This is a genomic window from Dietzia papillomatosis NBRC 105045, from assembly GCF_001570845.1.
Lineage (GTDB): Bacteria > Actinomycetota > Actinomycetes > Mycobacteriales > Mycobacteriaceae > Dietzia > Dietzia cinnamea.
The window spans coordinates 1-18,966 of record NZ_BCSL01000034.1 but is presented as its reverse complement, the minus strand read 5'-3'; the positions used below and the strand labels follow the sequence as shown (position 1 = coordinate 18,966).

Genomic DNA, 18,966 nt, shown 5'->3' with positions numbered 1-18,966 from the left:
TCGCAGCATGACGGACATCTCCGCCGACCTTCTCACCGAGATCCTGGACGAGGTCCGCGACGACACCTCCGGTGAGTTGGTGCCGCACCTCGGCGACTACGAGCACCCCAGCCCTGACGCCCTCGCACTGGCGGTCTGCGACATGGGCGGCCGGATCATCTCGGCCGGTGACGACGAGTTCCTGTTCGACCTGCAGTCCTCCTCCAAACCGTTCGTCTACGCGCTCGCGCTGGACCAGAAGGGCGTCGACGAGGTCGCCGCCCGGATCGGCGTGGAACCGTCGGGCGAGGCGTTCAACGAGATCTCGCTGGAGGCGGGCACGGGCCGCGCGCCCAACGCCCTGGTCAACGCCGGCGCGCTGGCGGCGCACGCGCTGGTGGGGGACGAGGACGACGACGAGGAGTCCCGTTTCGAACAGATCAGGGGGTTGTTCTCCCGCCTTGTGGGCCGGGAGGTCGAGGTGGACGAGGAGATTCTCGAGATCGAGTCCCGGAGCGCAAACCGTAACCAGGCGCTGGCGCATCTGCTGGCGGAGGCGGGCAGTCTGGTGCAAGACCCTCACGAGGTGGTCGCGGGCTACAGCCGTCAGTGCGCGATCCGGGTCGACACTCGCGAGCTGGCCCACATGGCCGCGGTGCTCGCGAACCGGGGACGGGCACTGGACGGCGACGAGCAGATCCTGGGGCACCGGGCGACGCGCTACGCCAACAGCGTGATGTTCACCTGCGGGATGTACGACGCGGCCGGCGACTGGGTCTACCAGGTGGGGCTGCCGGCCAAGAGTGGCGTCTCGGGCTGCCTGTTCGCCGTGGTACCCGGTCGGCTCGGGGTCGCGGCCTTCTCGCCGCGGCTGGACGAGCACGGCAACAGTGTGCGGGCGGCGGCCGCGATCGAGGAGCTCTCGGACCGACTGCACCTGCACGTGTTGGACGAGGTGGGTGGCTACGGGTTCGATCCCGCCGCGTAGGGACGACTATCCTCGTCAGTCGTGACCGACTCGACTCCCGCCGCGCCCGGGGCCGCCACCGGTGAGCCCGCCGACGACACCCCTGAGCAGCTGCGTATCCGCCGCGACAAGCGGCAGCGCCTCCTCGACTCCGGAGAGCAGGCGTACCCCGTCGAGGTCCCCCGCACCCACGGGCTCGCCGAGATCGCCTCGGACCCGCGCTTCGCCGCGTTGGAGCCGGGGGAGGAGACCGACGTCGTGGTGTCGGTGGCCGGCCGGGTGCTGTTCATCCGCAACACCGGGAAGCTGTGCTTCGTCCGGCTCCAGGACGGGGTCGACCCGTCGGCGGACCTGTCCACCACGGTGCCGGAGAGCGGATCCGGGCCGCTGACCCCGCAGCTGCAGGCCATGCTGTCGCTGGCCAACGTGGGTCAGGAGCGGCTCGACGCGTGGAAGCAGGACGTCGACCTCGGCGACCACGTCTCGGTGACGGGCCGTGTGGTGCGGTCCAAGCGCGGGGAGCTGTCGGTGATGGCCGACGAGTGGGTGCTGGCGTCCAAGGCGCTGCGCCCGCTTCCGGTCGCGCACAGGGAACTGAGCGAGGACACGCGCGTCCGCCAGCGCTACACCGACCTCATCATGCGCGACACGGCGCGCCGCAACGCGCTGACGCGGATCAAGGTCGTGCGCGCGCTGCGTGACGCGCTGGAGAAGCGCGGCTTTCTCGAGGTGGAGACGCCGATGCTGCAGACGCTGCACGGCGGCGCCGCGGCCCGGCCGTTCGTCACCCACTCCAACGCGCTGGACCTGGACCTGTACCTGCGCATCGCGCCCGAGCTGTACCTCAAGCGTTGCGTGGTGGGCGGGATCGAGCGCGTCTTCGAGATCAACCGCAACTTCCGCAACGAGGGCGTGGACTCCTCCCACAGCCCGGAGTTCGCGATGTTGGAGACGTATCAGGCGTACGGCGACTACGACACCTCGGCCACGATGATCCGCGAGGTCATCCAGGAGGTCGCGACCGCGGTGTTCGGCTCGACCACGGTCACGCTCGCCGACGGCACGGAGTACGACCTGGGCGGTCAGTGGCGCGAGATGCGCATGTACCCGTCCCTCAACGAGGCGCTGCGGGCGAAGCACCCGGACCTGGTCGGTGACGACGACGAGGACCTCGTCACCGTCGAGTCGACCGTCGACGAGCTCACGGAACTGGCCGGGAAGGTCGGGCTGGAGGTCCCCGGTGGCAAGGGGTGGCTACACGGCAAGCTCGTCGAGGAACTGTGGGAGCACCTGTGTGCTGACCAGCTCGAGGGGCCCGTGTTCGTCCGTGACTTCCCCGTCGAGACCTCCCCGCTGACGCGCGACCACCGCACCGACCGCGGGGTCACGGAGAAGTGGGACCTCTACGTCCGCGGGTTCGAGTTGGCCACCGGCTACTCCGAGCTGGTGGATCCGGTGATCCAGCGACAGCGCTTCGAGGACCAGGCCCGCCTGGCCGCGGCCGGCGACGACGAGGCGATGGTGCTCGACGAGGACTTCCTCGCCGCGATGGAGCAGGGCATGCCGCCGACGACCGGGCTCGGCATGGGGATCGACCGGCTGCTCATGGCCCTGACCGGGCTGGGCATCCGCGAGACGATCCTTTTCCCGATGGTCAAGCCGCTCCCGCGCGACTGATCGGCGCGGCGGCTGCTCATTCGTCTGCGTGCGTCCCGTGAGCCCCGTGGGCTTCGACGTCGGGGAAGACGTAGTCAGCCGCGCGTGCGGCCCACGCCGAGCCGGCGGCCACCAGGACGAACCCGAGCGCGGCGACCCACGGCCCGAACGTGACTGACGCGCCGGTCGGGAGGCCGGACAGGGTCGGTTCGTCGTTTCCGGTGGAGGACATGAGTGTCCACACGAAGGCGAGATGAGCGGCGAGCACCACCAACGAGACGACGGCGCCCGCGGCGGCGAAAGCCCCGAGCCGCGTCACGGCGGTGACCCCCACCAGGAACAACAGCACGACGAGGCCGAGGAAGAGCACCGGGGCGACACTGCGCACGTCGATGATCTCCGTGATGCCCAGTGCGGTGATCTGGTCACCGCCGTCCGTGTGCAACCACGGCAGGTAGAGGCTGACCAGTGCGAGGGCGAGGCCGGCGACGGCGATGAGGGCGCCGACGCGGTTCCTCACGTGCGGAACGACCTTCGTCCGGGACGGGGTCCGGGTGGGCAGCGGGGAGCGGTGTGGGGAGGGGGGCGTATACGCGGTCACTGTTATCACCCTTCCGGCGCGGATCGCGTGTGTGGTGCCCATCACATATTAACCGGGAAACCGCTGGATAGCCACCTTGCGCGGGGTCAGCGGCGCCGGTTGGTGCGCCGCGTCGGCTCGGCCGTCATCGGGTCCTCCGGCCACGGGTGCCGCGGATAACGGCCGCGCATCTCGGCCCGGACCGCGGGGTAGGCCTCCCGCCAGAAGAATGCGAGATCGCGCGTCACCGCGAGCGGCCGTCCGGCGGGCGAGAGCAGGTGGACCGTCACCGGGACGCGGCCGTCACAGATGCGCGGCGAGGCGGTCCAGCCGAAGCACTCCTGCAGTTTCACTGCGAGCACCGGTGGGTCGTCGGTCCCGACGGCGGGGTAGTCGACGCGGTACGACGACGAGGAGGGCACCTCCAGGCGGTCGGGCACCAGCTCGTCGAGCCGACCGGCCTCGGGCCACGGCAGCAGGCGTCGTAGGGCCGGGCCGAGGTCCCGTCCCGCCAAGCGGGAGCCGTGGGCGAGGGCGTCGATCTCCGCGGCGAGCCAGTCGTCCAGCCGACCGGTCAGTCCTGCCGCGGACACGTCCGGCCACGGCGCGCCGAGCTCGCGGCGTACCAGCGCGAGGCGGCACCACAGGCGGACGGTGTCGTCGTCGGGATCGAGTGCGGCGAACCCGCGGGCCCGGATCGCCGCCGACACCGCCTCCCGGGCGGCCGCGGGGGAGGGCCGCACCGGAGTGGAGGAGAGTTCGATCGCCCCGAGCCGGCGGATGCGTCGACCCGTGACCGCGCCCCGGTCGAAGACGGCCGTCTCGTCGTCGTCGAGGAGGTGCGAGGCCGCACGCTCCGCGCCCTCCCGGTCCAACGGGGCGGCGGCGCGGATCACCGCGCCGGCCTCGCCGGCCGCGCGCCCGGCCGCACGTCCCACCTCGGCGACGGCGAGCCAGTCGTGGCCCGCCAGCCCGGAACCCGGCGGCAACACCGCGCCGGTCCCGGAGGTGAAGGTGTACTGGTCGCCGCGTCGGCGCGCGATGCGGTCCGGGTGGGCGAGCGCCACGACCGTCCCGACGGCGTCGTCCGACTCCATCCCGGCCGGGTCCGCGCCGCCGGATCTTCCGCTGACCATCCGCTCCAGTCGCCGGGCCTCGCGCTCCCACGTCGCCGCGTCCGGCGCCCGCCCCGCGCGCAGTGCACGCAGATCCGCCGTCAGGTCGCCGCCGGGGGAACGGCGACCCGACGCGAGCAGCGCGACCACCTCGGCGGCCACCTCCGCACCGACGAGTCCCGCGCCGTCCAGCAGTGCGCGGGCGTGACGGGGATCGGCGGGCACCCGCGCGAGGTCGCGCCCGCGGTCCGTGGCGCGTCCGTCGGCGTCGAGCGCCCCGAGCCCGCGCAACACGCTCTCGGCGCGGGTGATCTCCCCGGCCGGCGGCTGATCGGGCAGCGCCAGGCCCTCCGCCCGGGGCGCGCCCCAGCAGGCCACGTCCAGCGCGAAGGTCGTCAGGTCCGACGTCGCGATCGCCGCCGTGCGGTGGGCGGCCAGTCCCGCGTACTCCTGCTCGGTCAGGCAGCGCACCGCGAGCCCGGGGCCGAGGCGGGCGGCGCGGCCCGCGCGCTGCACGCACGAGTCGCGCGACGCCGACACCGTCACCAGCCCCGTCATGTCCCGTGCGATGTCTCGCCGCGGCTCGCGGCTCAGGCACGCGTCCACCACCAGCCGCACCCCGGCCACAGTCAGTGAGGACTCCGCCAGGTCGGTCGACACCACGATCCGCGGCAGCGCCGTGTCGCCTTCGCCGCTCCGGCTCCGGGAACCGGACACCGCCCGGTCCTGGGCGGCGGCGTCCAGCCCGCCGTGCAGAGGTAGAACCTCGACCGCGTCCCCCAGCCGCGCGGCGAGCGACCGCACCACGCGCTCGATCTCGCGCACACCCGGCAGGAACACCAGGGCGTCGACCCCGCTCACGGTCACCTCGTGTGCCGTCACCGCCGCCACGTGATCGAGAAAGCCGTCGGCGACCCCGCGGGCGGCCAGGCGGGCGGTCGGCGGTGGGGCGTACCGGATCTCCAGGGGGTGCGATTCCGCAGGCACGTCGACGACGGGCGCCGCGGAACCCGCCCCGGGCTCCTCGGCCGCGGTCCCGCCGCCGAGCAGCCGGGCGAAGCGTCCCGCCTCGACCGTCGCGGACATCGCCACCACCGGCAGGTCGTCGCGCAGCTGCCGCACCTCACACAGCAGTGCGAAGGCCAGGTCGGACTCGACGTCGCGTTCGTGGACCTCGTCGAGCACCACGGCCCCGACGCCGGGCAGGTCGGGATCGGCGATCAACCGACGCACCAGTACCCCCGGAGTGACGAACTCGACGAGGGCGTCCCTGCCGACGCGCGAGTCCCCACGGACCGTGTAGCCCACCACGCCCCCGGGTCCGGTCCCCGTGAGTGCAGCCAGCCGCCGCGCCGCCGAGCGGGCGGCGACCCGACGGGGCTGGGTGACGATCACCCGTCCCGACACCCCGTCGGCGACGGCGACCGCGGGCGGGACGAGGGTCGTCTTGCCGGTGCCGGGCGGTGCCTGCACCACCGCGGTACCCGCCGTGGCGAGGGCGTCCCGCAGGGCCGGAAGAGCCCGGGCGAACGGCAGACCGCGGCCGATGCGGTCGAGATCGAACGCGCTCACGGGGCCTCGCCGCCGATCGCGTAGCTCATGGAGATGACCCTAGTGGCCGGCGAACCGGCCCGATGCGTGGCGTTCGCTGACGGCGTACACGATCATGCAATCGATCCCCGACCTGCCGCGTTGAACACTGGTGACGGGCCTCGTGCTGCTCCTGCGGTGCAGAGCGCCAGAACCGGCCACTACAGTGGTGAAAAACCGAGGAATGTGAGGTAGCACGATGTTCGAACGGTTTACCGACCGCGCGCGTCGCGTCGTCGTCCTGGCCCAGGAAGAGGCCAGGATGCTCAACCACAATTACATCGGCACCGAGCACATCCTGCTGGGTCTCATCCATGAGGGTGAGGGAGTGGCCGCCAAGGCCCTCGAGTCCCTCGGGATCTCGCTGGAAGCGGTGCGGAGTCAGGTCGAGGAGATCATCGGCCAGGGCCAGCAGGCGCCCAGCGGGCACATCCCGTTCACGCCGCGCGCCAAGAAGGTGCTGGAACTGAGCCTGCGGGAGGCGCTCCAGCTCGGCCACAACTACATCGGCACCGAGCACATCCTGCTCGGCCTGATCCGCGAGGGCGAGGGCGTGGCCGCCCAGGTGCTGGTCAAGCTCGGCGCCGACCTCACGCGGGTCCGCCAGCAGGTCATCCAGCTTCTCTCCGGTTACCAGGGTAAGGAGGCCGAGGCCTCCGGGACACCCGCGGGCACCGGTGGCCGCGAGTCCGGGACCCCGTCCTCGTCGACGGTCCTGGACCAGTTCGGCCGCAACCTCACCCAGGCCGCCATGGAGGGCAAGCTCGACCCGGTCGTCGGTCGCGCCAAGGAGGTGGAGCGCATCATGCAGGTGCTCTCCCGGCGCACCAAGAACAACCCGGTGCTCATCGGTGAGCCCGGCGTCGGTAAGACCGCGGTCGTCGAGGGCCTCGCGCAGGCCATCGTCAACAACGAGGTCCCCGAGACCCTCAAGGACAAGCAGCTCTACTCGCTGGACCTGGGCTCACTCGTGGCCGGTTCCCGCTACCGCGGTGACTTCGAGGAGCGTCTGAAGAAGGTGCTCAAGGAGATCAACCAGCGCGGCGACATCATCCTGTTCATCGACGAGATCCACACGCTCGTCGGCGCGGGAGCCGCGGAGGGCGCGATCGATGCCGCGTCGATCCTCAAGCCCAAGCTGGCCCGCGGTGAGCTGCAGACCATCGGTGCCACCACGCTCGAGGAGTACCGCAAGCACATCGAGAAGGACGCGGCCCTCGAGCGGCGCTTCCAGCCCGTTCAGGTTCCCGAGCCGGGCGTCGAGCTGTCCATCGAGATCCTCAAGGGTCTGCGGGACCGCTACGAGGCGCACCACCGCGTCACGATCACCGACGCGGCGCTGGCCGCCGCCGCCCAGCTCGCGGACCGGTACATCAACGACCGCTTCCTGCCGGACAAGGCGATCGACCTCATCGACGAGGCCGGTGCCCGCATGCGCATCAAGCGGATGACGGCTCCGCCGGACCTGCGCGAGTTCGACGAGAAGATCGCCGAGACCCGCCGCGAGAAGGAGTCCGCGATCGACGCGCAGGACTTCGAGAAGGCCGCCGGCCTGCGCGACACGGAGAAGAAGCTCATCGCCGAGCGCGCCGAGCGCGAGAAGCAGTGGCGCGCCGGTGACATGGACGTGGCCGCCGTGGTGGACGAAGAGCAGATCGCCGAGGTCCTGGGCAACTGGACCGGCATCCCCGTCTTCAAGCTCACCGAGGAGGAGACCACCCGTCTGCTCCGCATGGAGGACGAGCTGCACAAGCGGATCATCGGCCAGGAGGACGCCATCAAGGCCGTCTCCCGGGCGATCCGCCGGACGCGTGCCGGGCTCAAGGATCCCAAGCGTCCCTCGGGCTCGTTCATCTTCGCCGGCCCGTCCGGCGTGGGTAAGACGGAGCTGTCCAAGGCGCTCGCGAACTTCCTGTTCGGTGAGGACGACGCGCTCATCCAGATCGACATGGGCGAGTTCCACGACCGCTTCACCGCCTCGCGGCTCTTCGGTGCGCCCCCCGGGTACGTCGGTTACGAGGAGGGTGGCCAGCTCACGGAGAAGGTGCGGCGCAAGCCGTTCTCGGTCGTCCTGTTCGACGAGATCGAGAAGGCGCACTCCGAGATCTACAACACCCTCCTCCAGGTGCTGGAGGACGGCCGTCTCACCGACGGTCAGGGACGCATGGTGGACTTCAAGAACACCGTGCTGATCTTCACCTCGAACCTCGGGACCAAGGACATCTCCAAGGCCGTCGGGATGGGCTTCCAGTCCTCCGACAACACCGAGGACGCCTACGAGCGGATGAAGCAGAAGGTCAACGACGAGCTGAAGAAGCACTTCCGCCCGGAGTTCCTCAACCGCATCGACGAGATCGTGGTGTTCCACCAGCTCACGCAGGAGCAGATCGTCCAGATGGTCGACCTCATGATCGGCCGTGTCCGGGACGCCCTGAAGACCAAGGACATGGACATCGAGGTCTCCGATCGGGCCAAGAGCCTGCTCGCCAAGCGCGGGTTCGACCCGGTCCTGGGCGCGCGGCCGTTGCGTCGCACGATCCAGCGCGAGATCGAGGACACCCTCTCGGAGAAGATCCTCTTCGGCGAGGTCGCGGCCGGCGAGCTGGTGAAGGTCGACGTCGAGGGCTGGGACGGCGAGTCCGAGCGCACCGAGGACGCCAAGTTCACCTTCACCGGTGCTCCCCGCCCGGACGCCCCGCAGGACCGCCAGGGCGAGGAGATCTCGGCGAGCGTGGCGCCCACCGGCGAGGCCGGCCCGGGCGACTCCCTGCCGCCGAGCTCCGGCTTCGGTGGCGGCGCCACCGGAGGCCCCTCGGGCAGCGGCGGCGGCGCTGCTCCGGCCACCACCTGATCGCCTCCGGCGCCTGACATAGTGAAGGCCCCCGCCACACGGCGGGGGCCTTCCTGCGTCTGCGGGTGTCCACGCCGGTGGCGCGGAACCAGGCGTCCAGCAATCGGGCGATCACCAGCACGTGGTCTCCCGCCTCGAGGACGGCGCCCAGGGCTCGACGAGGAGATCCCCACGTTGAAAGCTCAGCAACGCGGGATCCTCACCGCGGCCGGACAGCTGCAGGACCTCCCGTACGAGAACGAATTCTCCACCTTCGTCTTCCTCCAGCCCGCCGAGGCGGGTTCGGCCTTCGCGCGCGGCGACGCCGACGCGTGGGCGATCTGGGATCCCTACACCGCGATCGCACAGACGACGTCCGAGACGAGGACGCTCGCGTCCGCGGCGGGCGCGGGCAACGGCTTCTGGTTCAGCCTGGCCTCGCATGACGCGCTCGGCGACTCCCGCCGCCAGACGGCGATAGCGGACCCGCTCGTCCGCCTCGCCGAGGCGGGCACGTGGACCGCCGAGCACCCGCAGGAGTGGGCGCGGTTCTACGGCGAGGCGGTGGGCCTGACCCCGGAGGCGGCGGAGCTGTCCCAGGGCCGCAGCACGCGACAGCCGGTGGCGCTCGCGGACACGCTCGCCCGCGAGCAGGCACTCGCGGACGTGTTCACCGAGGACGGTCAGATCGATCCGGTGGAGGTCGCGGCACTCGCTGACGACCGCTTCGCCGAGGACCTCGCTCCGGTGGTCGGACCGCTGCCCTGAGCCCGCCGCCGCACCGGCCGCCGCACCGGCCGCACATCCGCGGACCCGGTCAGGCGGTGACGCGGTGCCAGAGGGGGGCGATCGCTGCCCAGCCGACCATGCCGACGGTGGAATACAGCAGGGCCCACAGCACGCACCCGACGGTGACTGCGGGCAGGTACCTGCGCAGTGGCATCACGGTGAAGCCGGCGCTGAAGTTGATGGCGGTCTGCACTCCCACCGTGAGGAAGGACAGTGGTACCGCGATTACGCCGTAGCGGGCGGACAGCCGCTGGGCGCGCTGCATGGTCGGTCCCTCGAGCCGGTGGGCGAACCGCCCGCTGAGCCGGCCACCACGTAGCGCGCCCCGGCCGAGCCAGTAGGTGGCGTTGGCGCGCAGCATGACGATCACGAACAGCGTGCTGAACGCGAGGGCGAAGGGCTGCTCGGCGATCCGGTCCATACGAGGGATGTGCGGCGTGCGGTGCGGAAGGCGCGGCTGGTATCAGGCGGAGGCGGAGGGCTTGACGTCCATCACGACGTCGAACTCCAGCAGGTTGGCACCCTCGGCGACGGGCTCGCCCCGCTGGCCGGCGTGGGCGGCGCGGGCGTCCCCGTCGCGCCAGGCGGCGAACGATTCGTCGTCCTCCCACATGGTCACCACGAAGTAGCGGGTCTCCCCGCCGGTGGGACGCAGCAGCTGGAAGCCGAGGAAACCGGGGGAGTTCTCCACCGTGTGGGCGCGCTCGGAGAAGCGGCGCTCGAGCTCGGCACCGGCCTGCGGCGGGACGTTGAGGGCGTTGATCTTCACGACGGCCATGCAGGTGAGCCTACCCTCAGTCGGCTACGCGGGCAGTGAGTACCGTTCCCCGGTCCGCACCACGAGTCCGTCGGCCAACAGGGAGTCCAGCGCGCGGTCGCGTTGGACCGTGTCCGGCCACACGGCGTCCAGGCGCGCGGAGGTGGCGGTGCCGTCGCCGTCGCGCAGCACGTCCAGCAGTAGGCCGCGCACCTGCCGGTCGGTGCCCGCGTACGTCTGCGCCTTGCGGCGGGGCCCGTCCCACGCGGGTCTGCCGGCGGCGACCCACGCGCACGATGCGGCGAGCGGACAGGCGTCGCAGTCGGGGCTCCGCGCGGTGCACACGAGCGCGCCCAGTTCCATCATCGCGACCGAGAACGCCACCGCCTCCTGGCATTCGTCGGGGAGCAGCGCCTCCACGGCGGCGAGGTCGCGCCGGATCGACGGCGGCCCGGCCTCGGCGACCCCGTTGACCGCCCGGGCGACGACGCGCCGCACGTTGGTGTCGACCACCGGTACCGCCTGCCCGTGGGCGAAGCAGGCGACGGCGCGCGCGGTGTAGTCGCCGACACCGGGGAGCGTGAGGAGGTCCTCGACCTCGGTGGGGACCTCGCCGTGGAACTTCTCGACGACGACGGCAGCGCACTCCCGCAGCCGCAATGCACGGCGCGGATAGCCGAGTTTTCCCCACATGCGGATCACGTCCGCGGGGGCGGCGGCGGCGAGTTCGGCCGGGCCCGGCCACCGCGCGAGCCAGTCGCGCCAGACCGGCTCGACCCGGGCGACGGGCGTCTGCTGACTCATCACCTCACACAACAGGATCTCCCAGGCGCTCACGCCGTCCTCGCGCCAAGGCAGGGGACGGCCGGCACCGGAGAACCAGGAGAGCAGGGAGGGAGTGTCGATGCCGTGGGCCCCGGGGGAGGTCACCGATGATCCCTCCGGAAGGTACGTGCACAATGTGAGACATGCCTCATACCAACCCGATCAGTGCCTGGGCCTCGCTGCGCGACGGCAACCACCGGTTCGTCGAGGGCCAGATGCGTCATCCGAGTCAGAATACCGAGCGGCGCGAGAAGCTCGTCGCCGCGCAGCACCCCAAGGCGGTGCTGTTCGGGTGCTCCGACTCGCGGGTGGCGGCCGAGATCATCTTCGACCAGGGTCTCGGTGACCTGTTCGTCATCCGCACGGCGGGTCACATCATCGACACCGCGGTGCTCGGGTCCATCGAGTACGCCGTGCACGTGCTCGACACCCCTCTGATCGTCGTGCTGGGCCACGACAGCTGTGGCGCGGTGAAGGCCACCACGGACGCGTTGGCGACCGGGGAGATCCCGCCCGGTTTCCTGCGTGACGTGGTCGAGAAGGTGTCGCCGTCGATCCTCAACGGCCGTCGCGAGGGACTGAGCACGACAGACGACTTCGAGGCGCGCCACGTGCTGGAGACGGGCGAACTGCTCAAGCAGCGGTCCAAGATCATCAGCGACCGGATCGACGAGGGCCGTCTGGCGATCGTCGGGGTCACCTACAAGCTCTCCGACGGTCACGCGTACCTCCGCAGCGCCATCGGAGACGTCCAGGACGTCCCGCACGGCCCGGGCGAGGAGATGGTCGCGGTCTAGCGGCCACCCACCGGCGGTGCCGTCTGGGGGACACGCCGCGCCGCAGGTCCGACGGGGCGCGGGCTCGGCTCTAGAGTTGGGCACGTGCACGAACCCCAGGGCCCCCTTCCGCGTGAAGTCTATGTGCGTCGCCGCGTCGCCGCGGTGGTCGTCGCGGTCGTCGCCGCCCTGGTCGTGGTGCTCGCGCTCTTCCTCGCCTCGCGGGACACCGGCACGGACACCCAGGAGACCGCCACCGGCGACGCGGGCTCCACTGAGCCGGTGGCCACCTCGGAGACGTCGACCACCGAGACCTCGTCGCGCGACGACGACGGTGGTGCCTCGCGGGGCCGGTGCGCGGACGAGGACCTGCGCCTGGACGTCTGGCCCGCCGAGCCGAACGTGGCGGTGGGGCAGGACGTGCGGTTCTTCGTGAACATCGTCAACGTCTCGGGCACCACCTGCGACCGCGATCTGGCGGAGGCGCCGCTGTCGTTCGAGGTGTACCGCCTGGACGACAACTCCAAGGTGTGGTCGAGCATCGACTGCACGACCCCGCGCGACGAGGACGAGGTCGAGTTGCGTCCCGACGAGCCCGAGCCGCGGCAGATCGACTGGACCGGCCGCCGCTCGGCGGAGGGCGCGTGCTCCGAGGCAGACCGCACGCCCGTGGAGGTGGGCGCGTACCAGGTGTACGCGCTGGTCGGGAACGTCTTCAGCCCGGCGGCCACGTTCAACGTCGTCGAGGCCCCCGAGTCCTGAGCCGCGCCCGGGTCAGACGATGCCCAGGCCCGTGAGGCGCTGGTGGACGTGCCGCGCCCACAGCGCGCCGACGCCCTCGACGTCCGCGAAGTCCGACTGCTCGGCCGAGAGCAGCGCCGGGACCGAGCCGAAGCGCTCGACGAGGGCCGTGATCTGCACCGGCCGCAGGCGCGGGATGTGCGTCAGCATGCGGTACCCCCGGGCGGTCACGTGGTCGTCGAGATCCTCGGGCTCGGCCGGCAGCCCCAGGCAGCGCGCCACCGGAGCGGGCAGGAGGAGGTCGGCGTCGGAGAGTGCGGCCAGCCGCTCGAGCCCGACCTCGATCTGCTCGGCGGTCGGGACGGGGCGGCGATCACCGTCGACAGGCTCGACCCGCAGGTGGTCGGCCACGAGACCCCGCAGTTCATCCGGGGTGTCGGAGAGCAGCTCCTCCAGCTGGAGAGCGGTCTGCCGGCCGTACTCGCCCATCTCCACGGTGAGCTCGGCGAGCTCGGCGCCCAGGCGCTCGAGGCGGAGCAATCGCTGGGCCATGGCCACCACGTCGCGGACGGAGGCGTAGTCGCCCATCTCCGCCCGGTCGAGTCGGGCGCGGGCGCGGGCGGCGTGGGCACCGTGACGCTCCATGGTCGCGACCGTCTGGTCGGCGCGCGCGAGCAGCACGACCGGGTCCGCGAGCACGCGGGCCAGACCGCCAGCGTAGACGGTGACCGTGGTCATCGACGCCGAAACGGCGACGGTGGGCACGCCGGTGTGCGCGGCCGTCCGCTCCGCGGCGCGGTGTCGGGTGCCCGTCTCGACGGCGGGCAGCGAAGGATCCGGCACGAGATGGACGTTGGCACGGGTGATGCGGGAACCATCGGTGGAGAGCACGACCGCGCCGTCCATCTTGCTCAGTTCTCGCAGGCGGGCCGGGGTGAACTCGACGTCGAGTTCCACGCCGCCGTCGCAGACGGCCCGGACGACCGGGTCGTCGCCGAGCACCACGAGGCCACCGGTGCCGCTGCGACGGATCCGGTCGAGTGCGTCACGCAGCGCCGTGCCCGGGGCGAGACGGCGCAGCACGGCGCGCATCTCGGGGTCGACCGACGAACCGTCAGCCGAGCGGGCGGAGAGGGCGGACGTGTCAGTGCCCCTCGGACTCGCCGACGAACTCCGCCGGACGGGTGTACTCGCCAGCCTCGAGGATCTCACCGACGACGGCGGCCCTGGTCTCGATGCGGTCGCCGTTCGAGAAGGAGACGGTGGCGGGCACCGAGGTGCCGATGTGCAGGTCCTCCGCCGACGGCAGGGTGGCGGTGGTCTGCTCGACGCACACGCCCTCGACCGGGACGGGCTCGGCGTTCTCGCGGGCGTCGACCACGATCGAGCAGCCACGCTCGAGCGTCTGAGTCTCACCGAGTTGGACGGGGGTCCCGTCGATCTGGACGCTGTCCAGGGAGACGGGCTCACCCAGGCCGTGGCCGCTGAAGGAGGCGACGAAACCGACGCGGGCCTCCCCGCCGTTCTCGGGGACGACCACCTGCAGGTCGTTGACCGCGAGGTCGCCGGCCTCACCGCGTCCACCGTCGACCGCGGCGACCTGGTTGGCCGTCTGCGAGACCTGGCCGGCGCTGCAGGCCGACGCCCCGAGGGCGGCGCCCACGGCCAGGACTACGAGCGCGGTGCGGCGCAGGCCGGTGTTCGGTGAAGTCACGTCAGGCTCCTCGGGGATGGTCGTCTCTCAGGCCGGTCTCATCGTAGTCCACTGCGGGTCCGGACCTGCGGCAGAGTATCCCGTTCCCGCCCCCGCGAACGTGCCGTCACGCCCGGCAGGTTGCTGACCTGCGCAAACGGAAAACGCCTGCACTGAGGGCGTGCTAAGATAGGTAAGTCGAAAGGGGAAAGCCACTCATGGAGTTCAAGGTCGGCGACACCGTCGTCTACCCGCATCACGGCGCCGCCACCATTCAGGCGATCGAGATGCGGACGGTCAAGGGCACCGAGAAGGAATACCTCGTCCTCAAGGTCTCACAGGGCGACCTCACGGTGAAGGTACCGGCCGAGAACGCCGAGTACGTGGGCGTGCGCGACGTCGTGGACCAGGCGGGTCTCGACAAGGTCTTCGAGGTCCTGCGCACCGAGCACGCGGAGGAGCCCACCAACTGGTCCCGCCGCTACAAGGCCAACGGCGAGAAGCTCGCCTCCGGCGACGTCAACAAGGTGGCCGAGGTCGTCCGTGACCTCTGGCGCCGCGACCTCGACCGCGGCCTGTCCGCCGGCGAGAAGCGGATGCTCGCCAAGGCGCGCCAGGTGCTCGTCGGTGAGCTGGCGCTCGCCGAGCGCTCCGACGAGGAGCGTGCGGACGCCCTCCTCGACGAGGTGCTGGGCTCCGCCGCCCCGGCGTGACACCCGCCGCCCACCAGACGGCATGACGGGTCAGCGCACGCCCGGGGACGCGCCCGGACACGGTATCGGCGGCCACCCCGCCCGCACGGGCAGGGTGGCCGCCGTCGTCCCCGCGGCCGGATCCGGCGTCCGGCTCGGAGCAGGACTGCCCAAGGCGTTCGTCGAGCTACACGGTCGCACCATGCTCGAGCGGGCCGTCGCCGGCCTGCTGACCTCCGGTGCCGTCGACGACGTCGTCGCCGTGGTCCCCGCGGACCGCGTCGCACAGGCCGAGTCGGAGCTGGCCCACCTCCGGGACGACGACCACCTCGTCGTCGTCACCACCGGGGGCGCGGAGCGCACCGACTCGGTGCGCAACGGTCTCGCGGCGCTGACCGCCCACCGACGCCGCCCCCGCGCGGCGGTCTACGACGTCCTGCTCGTGCACGACGCGGCGCGCTGCCTCACGCCCCCCGACGCGATCCGGCGCGTGGTGACGGCCGTTCGCGGCGGCGCGGTCGCGGTGGTCCCCGTCCTCCCGGTCGTCGACACCGTCAAGCAGGTCGACGCTGACGGCTACGTCGTCGGCACTCCCGACCGTGCCGCCCTCCGCGCCGTTCAGACGCCCCAGGGCTTCGCGCCCGACGTCCTGCTCGCCGCCTACGACGCCGCCGGGGACGTGACCACCGACGACGCAGGACTCGTCGAGCGGACCGGCGACCGCGTCGCCACGGTCCCCGGCGACCCGCTCGCGTTCAAGATCACCACCGCCGATGACCACGCCCGGGCCCTCGCCGAACTCGACCCCGGTGCGCCCGCCCCCGGCGCGCTCGTCCACGTCGGCCCCCAGGAGGAGAAATGACCGGACCCGTCATCCCCCGAGTCGGGATCGGCACCGACGCCCACCGCGTCGAACCGGGCAAGCCCTGCATGATGGCCTGCCTGCACTTCCCCGACGACCACGGCTGCGAGGGGCACTCCGACGGCGACGTCGTGGCCCACTCCCTGATCGACGCCCTGCTGTCGGCCGCCGGGCTCGGCGACCTCGGTGCTCTCGTCGGAACCGGGCGGCCCGAGTACGACGACGTCTCCGGCGAACGACTGCTGCGCGAGGCGTGCGACGAACTGGCTCGGCACGGATGGATCATCGGCAACGCCGCCGTCCAGATGGTCGGCAACCGCCCCAAGATGGGCCCCCGACGCGTCGAGGCCGAACGACGGCTCGGTGAGATCATCGGCGCACCCGTCTCCGTCTCCGCCACCACCACTGACGGAATGGGCTTCACGGGACGCGGCGAGGGGGTCTCCGCCGCCGCCACGGCGCTGGTCTACCGGGCCTGACGCGGGCGCACCGGTAGACTCGGGCCCCGTGACGCTCCATCTCTACGACACCGCCACCCGCTCCCTCCGGGAGTTCACCCCCGTCCGGGAAGGGCACGCGTCGGTCTACCTCTGTGGAGCCACCCCCCAGGCCATACCCCACATCGGTCACGTCCGCTCCGGCGTCGCGTTCGACGTCCTGCGCCGCTGGCTGATCGCCACCGGCTACGACGTCGCGTTCGTGCGCAACGTCACGGACATCGACGACAAGATCCTCACCAAAGCCGCGGAGAACGGCCGCCCCTGGTGGGAGTGGGCCGCAACCCACGAACGCGAGTTCACCCGCGCCTACGACGCGCTCGGCGTGCTACCGCCGTCCACCGAACCCCGCGCCACCGGGCACATGACCCAGATGATCGAGTACATGGAACGCCTCATCGAGCGCGGGTACGCCTACCCGGCCGAGGGCAGCGTCTACTTCGACGTCGCGGCGTGGTCGGCCGCGCCCGAGGGCGACTACGGGCACCTGTCCGGCCACCGGCTCGACGAGGTCGACCAGGGAGAGGCCGCCGACCTGCGCGGCAAGCGGGACCCCCGCGACTTCGCGCTGTGGAAGGCCGCCAAGCCGGGCGAACCCAGTTGGCCCACACCCTGGGGCGACGGTCGGCCCGGCTGGCACCTCGAGTGCTCGGCCATGGCCACCTGGTACCTGGGCGGCACTTTCGACATCCACGGCGGCGGGCTCGACCTGCAGTTCCCGCACCACGAGAACGAGGCCGCGCAGTCCCACGCCGCCGGCGACGGATTCGCCCGCTACTGGCTGCACAACGGCTGGGTGACGATGGCCGGCGAGAAGATGAGCAAGTCGCTCGGCAACGTGCTCAGCGTGCCGAACATCCTCACCGCCGTCCGGCCGGTGGAACTGCGCTACTACCTCGGAAGTGCGCATTACCGCTCGATGCTGGAATACTCTCCCGAAGCACTGCAGGAGGCGGCCGCCGCGTACCGGCGGATCGAGGCGTTCGTGCAGCGGGTGGACGAGGCCGTCAAGTCGGGCACGGGGCCGGACGCCGGGGTGCCCGTCGGTGAGTGGACGGAGGCGTTCGCCGCCGCGATGGACGACGATCTGGGGGTGCCCGCCGCGCTGGCGGAGATCCACGGTCGGGTGCGGGCCGGCAACACCGCGCTGTCGGCGGGAGACACGGAAGCGGCGCTCGCTGCAGCCTCGTCCGTCCGGGCGATGACCGCGGTACTCGGTGTCGACCCGCTCGACCCGCAGTGGACCTCCGCCGCGGGCGGCGATGACGCCGCCCTCACCGCCCTCGACCTCCTCGTCCGCGCGGAGCTCGAGGCCCGCGCTCAGGCACGGGCCGACAAGGATTTCGCCACCGCCGACGCCATCCGTGACCGACTGGTCGCGGCGGGTATCGAGGTGGCCGACACCGCGGACGGCCAGAAGTGGTCGCTCGCCCACCGGAAGGACTGACATGGCAGGTAACTCGAGTCGGCGCGGAGCCATCCGCAAGTCCGGCACCAAGAAGGGCCAGGTCGTCGGGTCGGGCGGCCAACGGCGCCGGGGGCTGGAGGCGCGCGGCGCCACCCCCAAGGCGGAGGACCGGACCTACCACCCGGCACACCGCCGGGCCAAGGCCGCCAACCGCAAGGCCGAGGGCGCGCAGCAGCGCCGCCGCCAGGCACAGAAGCAGGCCGACGGCCCCGAGTACGTGGTGGGCCGCAACCCGGTGCTGGAATGCCTCCGAGCCGGCGTTCCCGCGACCGCGCTGTACGTCGCGATCGGCTCGGACGCCGACGAGCGGCTGACCGAGGCCGTGCACATCGCCGCCGGCAAGGGCATCTCCATCCTCGAGGTGCCGCGCACCGACCTCGACCGCATGGTGTCGAACGGCATGCACCAGGGCGTCGGCCTCCAGGTGCCGCCTTACCAGTACACCGACCCCGCTGACCTGCTGGACATGGCGATGGGTTCCTCCGAGCCCGCGCTGCTCGTGGCCTTGGACAACATCACGGATACGCGCAACCTCGGCGCCGTCATCCGCTCGGTCGCGGCCTTCGGCGGGCACGGGGTCCTCATCCCCGAGCGTCGCAGTGCCTCCATCACGGCCGTCGCGTGGCGGACCTCCGCCGGTGCCGCCGCCCGGCTCCCCGTCGCCAGGGCGACCAACCTCAACCGGACGCTGCTCGACTGGGCCAAGGCCGGGGTGCAGCTCGTCGGTCTCGACGCCGGCGGTGACGTCTCGCTGGACGACTACGACGGCACCGGGCCCACGGTCATCGTGGTGGGCTCCGAGGGCAAGGGTCTGTCCCGGTTGGTGCGTGAGAACTGCGATTCGATCCTGTCGATCCCGATCGCCTCGGAGGTGGAGAGCCTCAACGCCTCCGTCGCGGCGGGCGTGGTGCTGTCGGAGTTCGCGCGGCAGCGGCGCGTCAAGGGCTGACGCCGGCTGGCCGGCTGACCGGCTGACCGGACTCGCGGTCGCCGGCTGACCTGTGCGCTCGGACCCTCCACTGCGGTTCACGGGCAGCCGCGCCTGTACATGTCACCCCGCCCGTCGGCATGGCGTCTCGCGTCCGCGGATGTCACGCGGCCCGTCGGCATGGCGTCTCGCTCGGGCATCGGGGCTGGCGAGACGCCATG

18 protein-coding genes are annotated in these 18,966 nt (G+C 71.7%); 11 read left to right on the top strand and 7 right to left on the bottom strand.

Annotated elements, in window-relative coordinates:
- Positions 1-7 precede the first annotated feature (7 nt).
- Both glsA and lysS read left to right on the top strand, forming a co-directional pair.
- A complete protein-coding gene (glsA, locus tag DPA01S_RS12105) occupies positions 8-967 on the top strand; it encodes a glutaminase A (protein WP_061916553.1) in 960 nt (319 codons plus the stop codon).
- Between the two features lie 21 nt (positions 968-988).
- On the top strand, positions 989-2,623 hold the full coding sequence (gene lysS, locus DPA01S_RS12100) for a lysine--tRNA ligase (RefSeq protein ID WP_061227470.1): 1,635 nt from the start codon (positions 989-991) through the stop codon (positions 2,621-2,623).
- Positions 2,624-2,639: 16 nt separating this feature from the next.
- Here the strand turns inward: lysS and DPA01S_RS12095 are convergent, their stop codons facing one another.
- Positions 2,640-3,122, bottom strand: a complete 483-nt coding sequence (locus DPA01S_RS12095) for a hypothetical protein (protein ID WP_082767559.1) — start codon at positions 3,120-3,122, stop codon at positions 2,640-2,642.
- A 167-nt stretch (positions 3,123-3,289) separates the two neighbouring features.
- On the bottom strand, positions 3,290-5,869 hold the full coding sequence (hrpB, locus tag DPA01S_RS12090; RefSeq protein WP_061916551.1) for an ATP-dependent helicase HrpB: 2,580 nt from the start codon (positions 5,867-5,869) through the stop codon (positions 3,290-3,292).
- A gap of 217 nt (positions 5,870-6,086) precedes the next feature.
- On the opposite strand from hrpB, the gene DPA01S_RS12085 reads away from it, so the two are divergent.
- Together DPA01S_RS12085 and DPA01S_RS12080 are read left to right on the top strand one after the other, a co-directional pair.
- The gene (locus DPA01S_RS12085; RefSeq protein ID WP_061227467.1) at positions 6,087-8,738 is read left to right on the top strand and encodes an ATP-dependent Clp protease ATP-binding subunit; all 2,652 of its coding nucleotides are present in this window, start codon (positions 6,087-6,089) and stop codon (positions 8,736-8,738) included.
- Positions 8,739-8,912: 174 nt separating this feature from the next.
- Positions 8,913-9,485, top strand: coding sequence for a type 2 periplasmic-binding domain-containing protein (locus DPA01S_RS12080; protein WP_232303125.1), 573 nt, complete (start codon positions 8,913-8,915; stop codon positions 9,483-9,485).
- A gap of 49 nt (positions 9,486-9,534) precedes the next feature.
- Here DPA01S_RS12080 and DPA01S_RS12075 read toward each other — a convergent pair whose 3' ends face one another.
- The 3 genes from DPA01S_RS12075 to DPA01S_RS12065 are packed head-to-tail and all read right to left on the bottom strand — an operon-like array spanning position 9,535 to position 11,193.
- Positions 9,535-9,927, bottom strand: a complete 393-nt coding sequence (locus DPA01S_RS12075) for a DedA family protein (RefSeq protein ID WP_061916548.1) — start codon at positions 9,925-9,927, stop codon at positions 9,535-9,537.
- A gap of 42 nt (positions 9,928-9,969) precedes the next feature.
- Positions 9,970-10,284, bottom strand: a complete 315-nt coding sequence (locus DPA01S_RS12070; RefSeq protein WP_061227465.1) for an antibiotic biosynthesis monooxygenase family protein — start codon at positions 10,282-10,284, stop codon at positions 9,970-9,972.
- 24 nt (positions 10,285-10,308) lie between these two features.
- A complete protein-coding gene (locus DPA01S_RS12065; protein WP_131885688.1) occupies positions 10,309-11,193 on the bottom strand; it encodes an iron-sulfur binding domain-containing protein in 885 nt (294 codons plus the stop codon).
- A gap of 38 nt (positions 11,194-11,231) precedes the next feature.
- On the opposite strand from DPA01S_RS12065, the gene DPA01S_RS12060 reads away from it, so the two are divergent.
- A complete protein-coding gene (locus tag DPA01S_RS12060) occupies positions 11,232-11,885 on the top strand; it encodes a carbonic anhydrase (RefSeq protein ID WP_061916542.1) in 654 nt (217 codons plus the stop codon).
- An 84-nt stretch (positions 11,886-11,969) separates the two neighbouring features.
- Positions 11,970-12,626 carry a hypothetical protein gene (locus DPA01S_RS12055; RefSeq protein WP_061916539.1) on the top strand — a complete coding sequence of 219 codons (657 nt, stop codon included), beginning with the start codon at positions 11,970-11,972 and terminating at the stop codon, positions 12,624-12,626.
- Positions 12,627-12,638: 12 nt separating this feature from the next.
- Here the strand turns inward: DPA01S_RS12055 and disA are convergent, their stop codons facing one another.
- Both disA and DPA01S_RS12045 read right to left on the bottom strand, forming a co-directional pair.
- Positions 12,639-13,697, bottom strand: coding sequence for a DNA integrity scanning diadenylate cyclase DisA (gene disA, locus DPA01S_RS12050; protein WP_061227462.1), 1,059 nt, complete (start codon positions 13,695-13,697; stop codon positions 12,639-12,641).
- A gap of 52 nt (positions 13,698-13,749) precedes the next feature.
- A complete protein-coding gene (locus DPA01S_RS12045) occupies positions 13,750-14,319 on the bottom strand; it encodes a hypothetical protein (protein WP_061916536.1) in 570 nt (189 codons plus the stop codon).
- Between the two features lie 197 nt (positions 14,320-14,516).
- Here DPA01S_RS12045 and DPA01S_RS12040 point away from each other — a divergent pair, with 197 nt between their 5' ends.
- From DPA01S_RS12040 to rlmB, 5 genes are read left to right on the top strand one after another with little or no spacing between them, the layout of a single operon-like run.
- Positions 14,517-15,011 carry a CarD family transcriptional regulator gene (locus DPA01S_RS12040; protein ID WP_061916532.1) on the top strand — a complete coding sequence of 165 codons (495 nt, stop codon included), beginning with the start codon at positions 14,517-14,519 and terminating at the stop codon, positions 15,009-15,011.
- Between the two features lie 22 nt (positions 15,012-15,033).
- Complete coding sequence (gene ispD, locus DPA01S_RS12035; RefSeq protein WP_232303124.1) at positions 15,034-15,852, top strand: 2-C-methyl-D-erythritol 4-phosphate cytidylyltransferase; 819 nt, start codon at positions 15,034-15,036, stop codon at positions 15,850-15,852.
- Positions 15,849-16,331, top strand: a complete 483-nt coding sequence (ispF, locus tag DPA01S_RS12030) for a 2-C-methyl-D-erythritol 2,4-cyclodiphosphate synthase (protein WP_061227459.1) — start codon at positions 15,849-15,851, stop codon at positions 16,329-16,331. Before ispD ends, ispF begins: the two co-directional genes overlap by 4 nt.
- Positions 16,332-16,359: 28 nt before the next feature.
- Positions 16,360-17,796, top strand: a complete 1,437-nt coding sequence (gene cysS / locus DPA01S_RS12025; RefSeq protein WP_061916529.1) for a cysteine--tRNA ligase — start codon at positions 16,360-16,362, stop codon at positions 17,794-17,796.
- A gap of 1 nt (position 17,797) precedes the next feature.
- A complete protein-coding gene (gene rlmB / locus DPA01S_RS12020) occupies positions 17,798-18,766 on the top strand; it encodes a 23S rRNA (guanosine(2251)-2'-O)-methyltransferase RlmB (protein WP_061916526.1) in 969 nt (322 codons plus the stop codon).
- Positions 18,767-18,966: the final 200 nt, after the last annotated feature.

Excerpts from the sequence above, each read along its gene's own strand:
- ispF (WP_061227459.1), top strand. The coding sequence starts at position 15,849 with ATGACCGGACCCGTCATCCCCCGAGTCGGGATCGGCACCGACGCCCAC.
- disA (WP_061227462.1), bottom strand. The coding sequence starts at position 13,697 with ATGCGCGCCGTGCTGCGCCGTCTCGCCCCGGGCACGGCGCTGCGTGAC.
- glsA (WP_061916553.1), top strand. The coding sequence starts at position 8 with ATGACGGACATCTCCGCCGACCTTCTCACCGAGATCCTGGACGAGGTC.
- DPA01S_RS12040 (WP_061916532.1), top strand. The coding sequence starts at position 14,517 with ATGGAGTTCAAGGTCGGCGACACCGTCGTCTACCCGCATCACGGCGCC.
- rlmB (WP_061916526.1), top strand. The coding sequence starts at position 17,798 with ATGGCAGGTAACTCGAGTCGGCGCGGAGCCATCCGCAAGTCCGGCACC.
- DPA01S_RS12060 (WP_061916542.1), top strand. The coding sequence starts at position 11,232 with ATGCCTCATACCAACCCGATCAGTGCCTGGGCCTCGCTGCGCGACGGC.
- DPA01S_RS12075 (WP_061916548.1), bottom strand. The coding sequence starts at position 9,927 with ATGGACCGGATCGCCGAGCAGCCCTTCGCCCTCGCGTTCAGCACGCTG.
- DPA01S_RS12085 (WP_061227467.1), top strand. The coding sequence starts at position 6,087 with ATGTTCGAACGGTTTACCGACCGCGCGCGTCGCGTCGTCGTCCTGGCC.
- ispD (WP_232303124.1), top strand. The coding sequence starts at position 15,034 with ATGACGGGTCAGCGCACGCCCGGGGACGCGCCCGGACACGGTATCGGC.
- DPA01S_RS12070 (WP_061227465.1), bottom strand. The coding sequence starts at position 10,284 with ATGGCCGTCGTGAAGATCAACGCCCTCAACGTCCCGCCGCAGGCCGGT.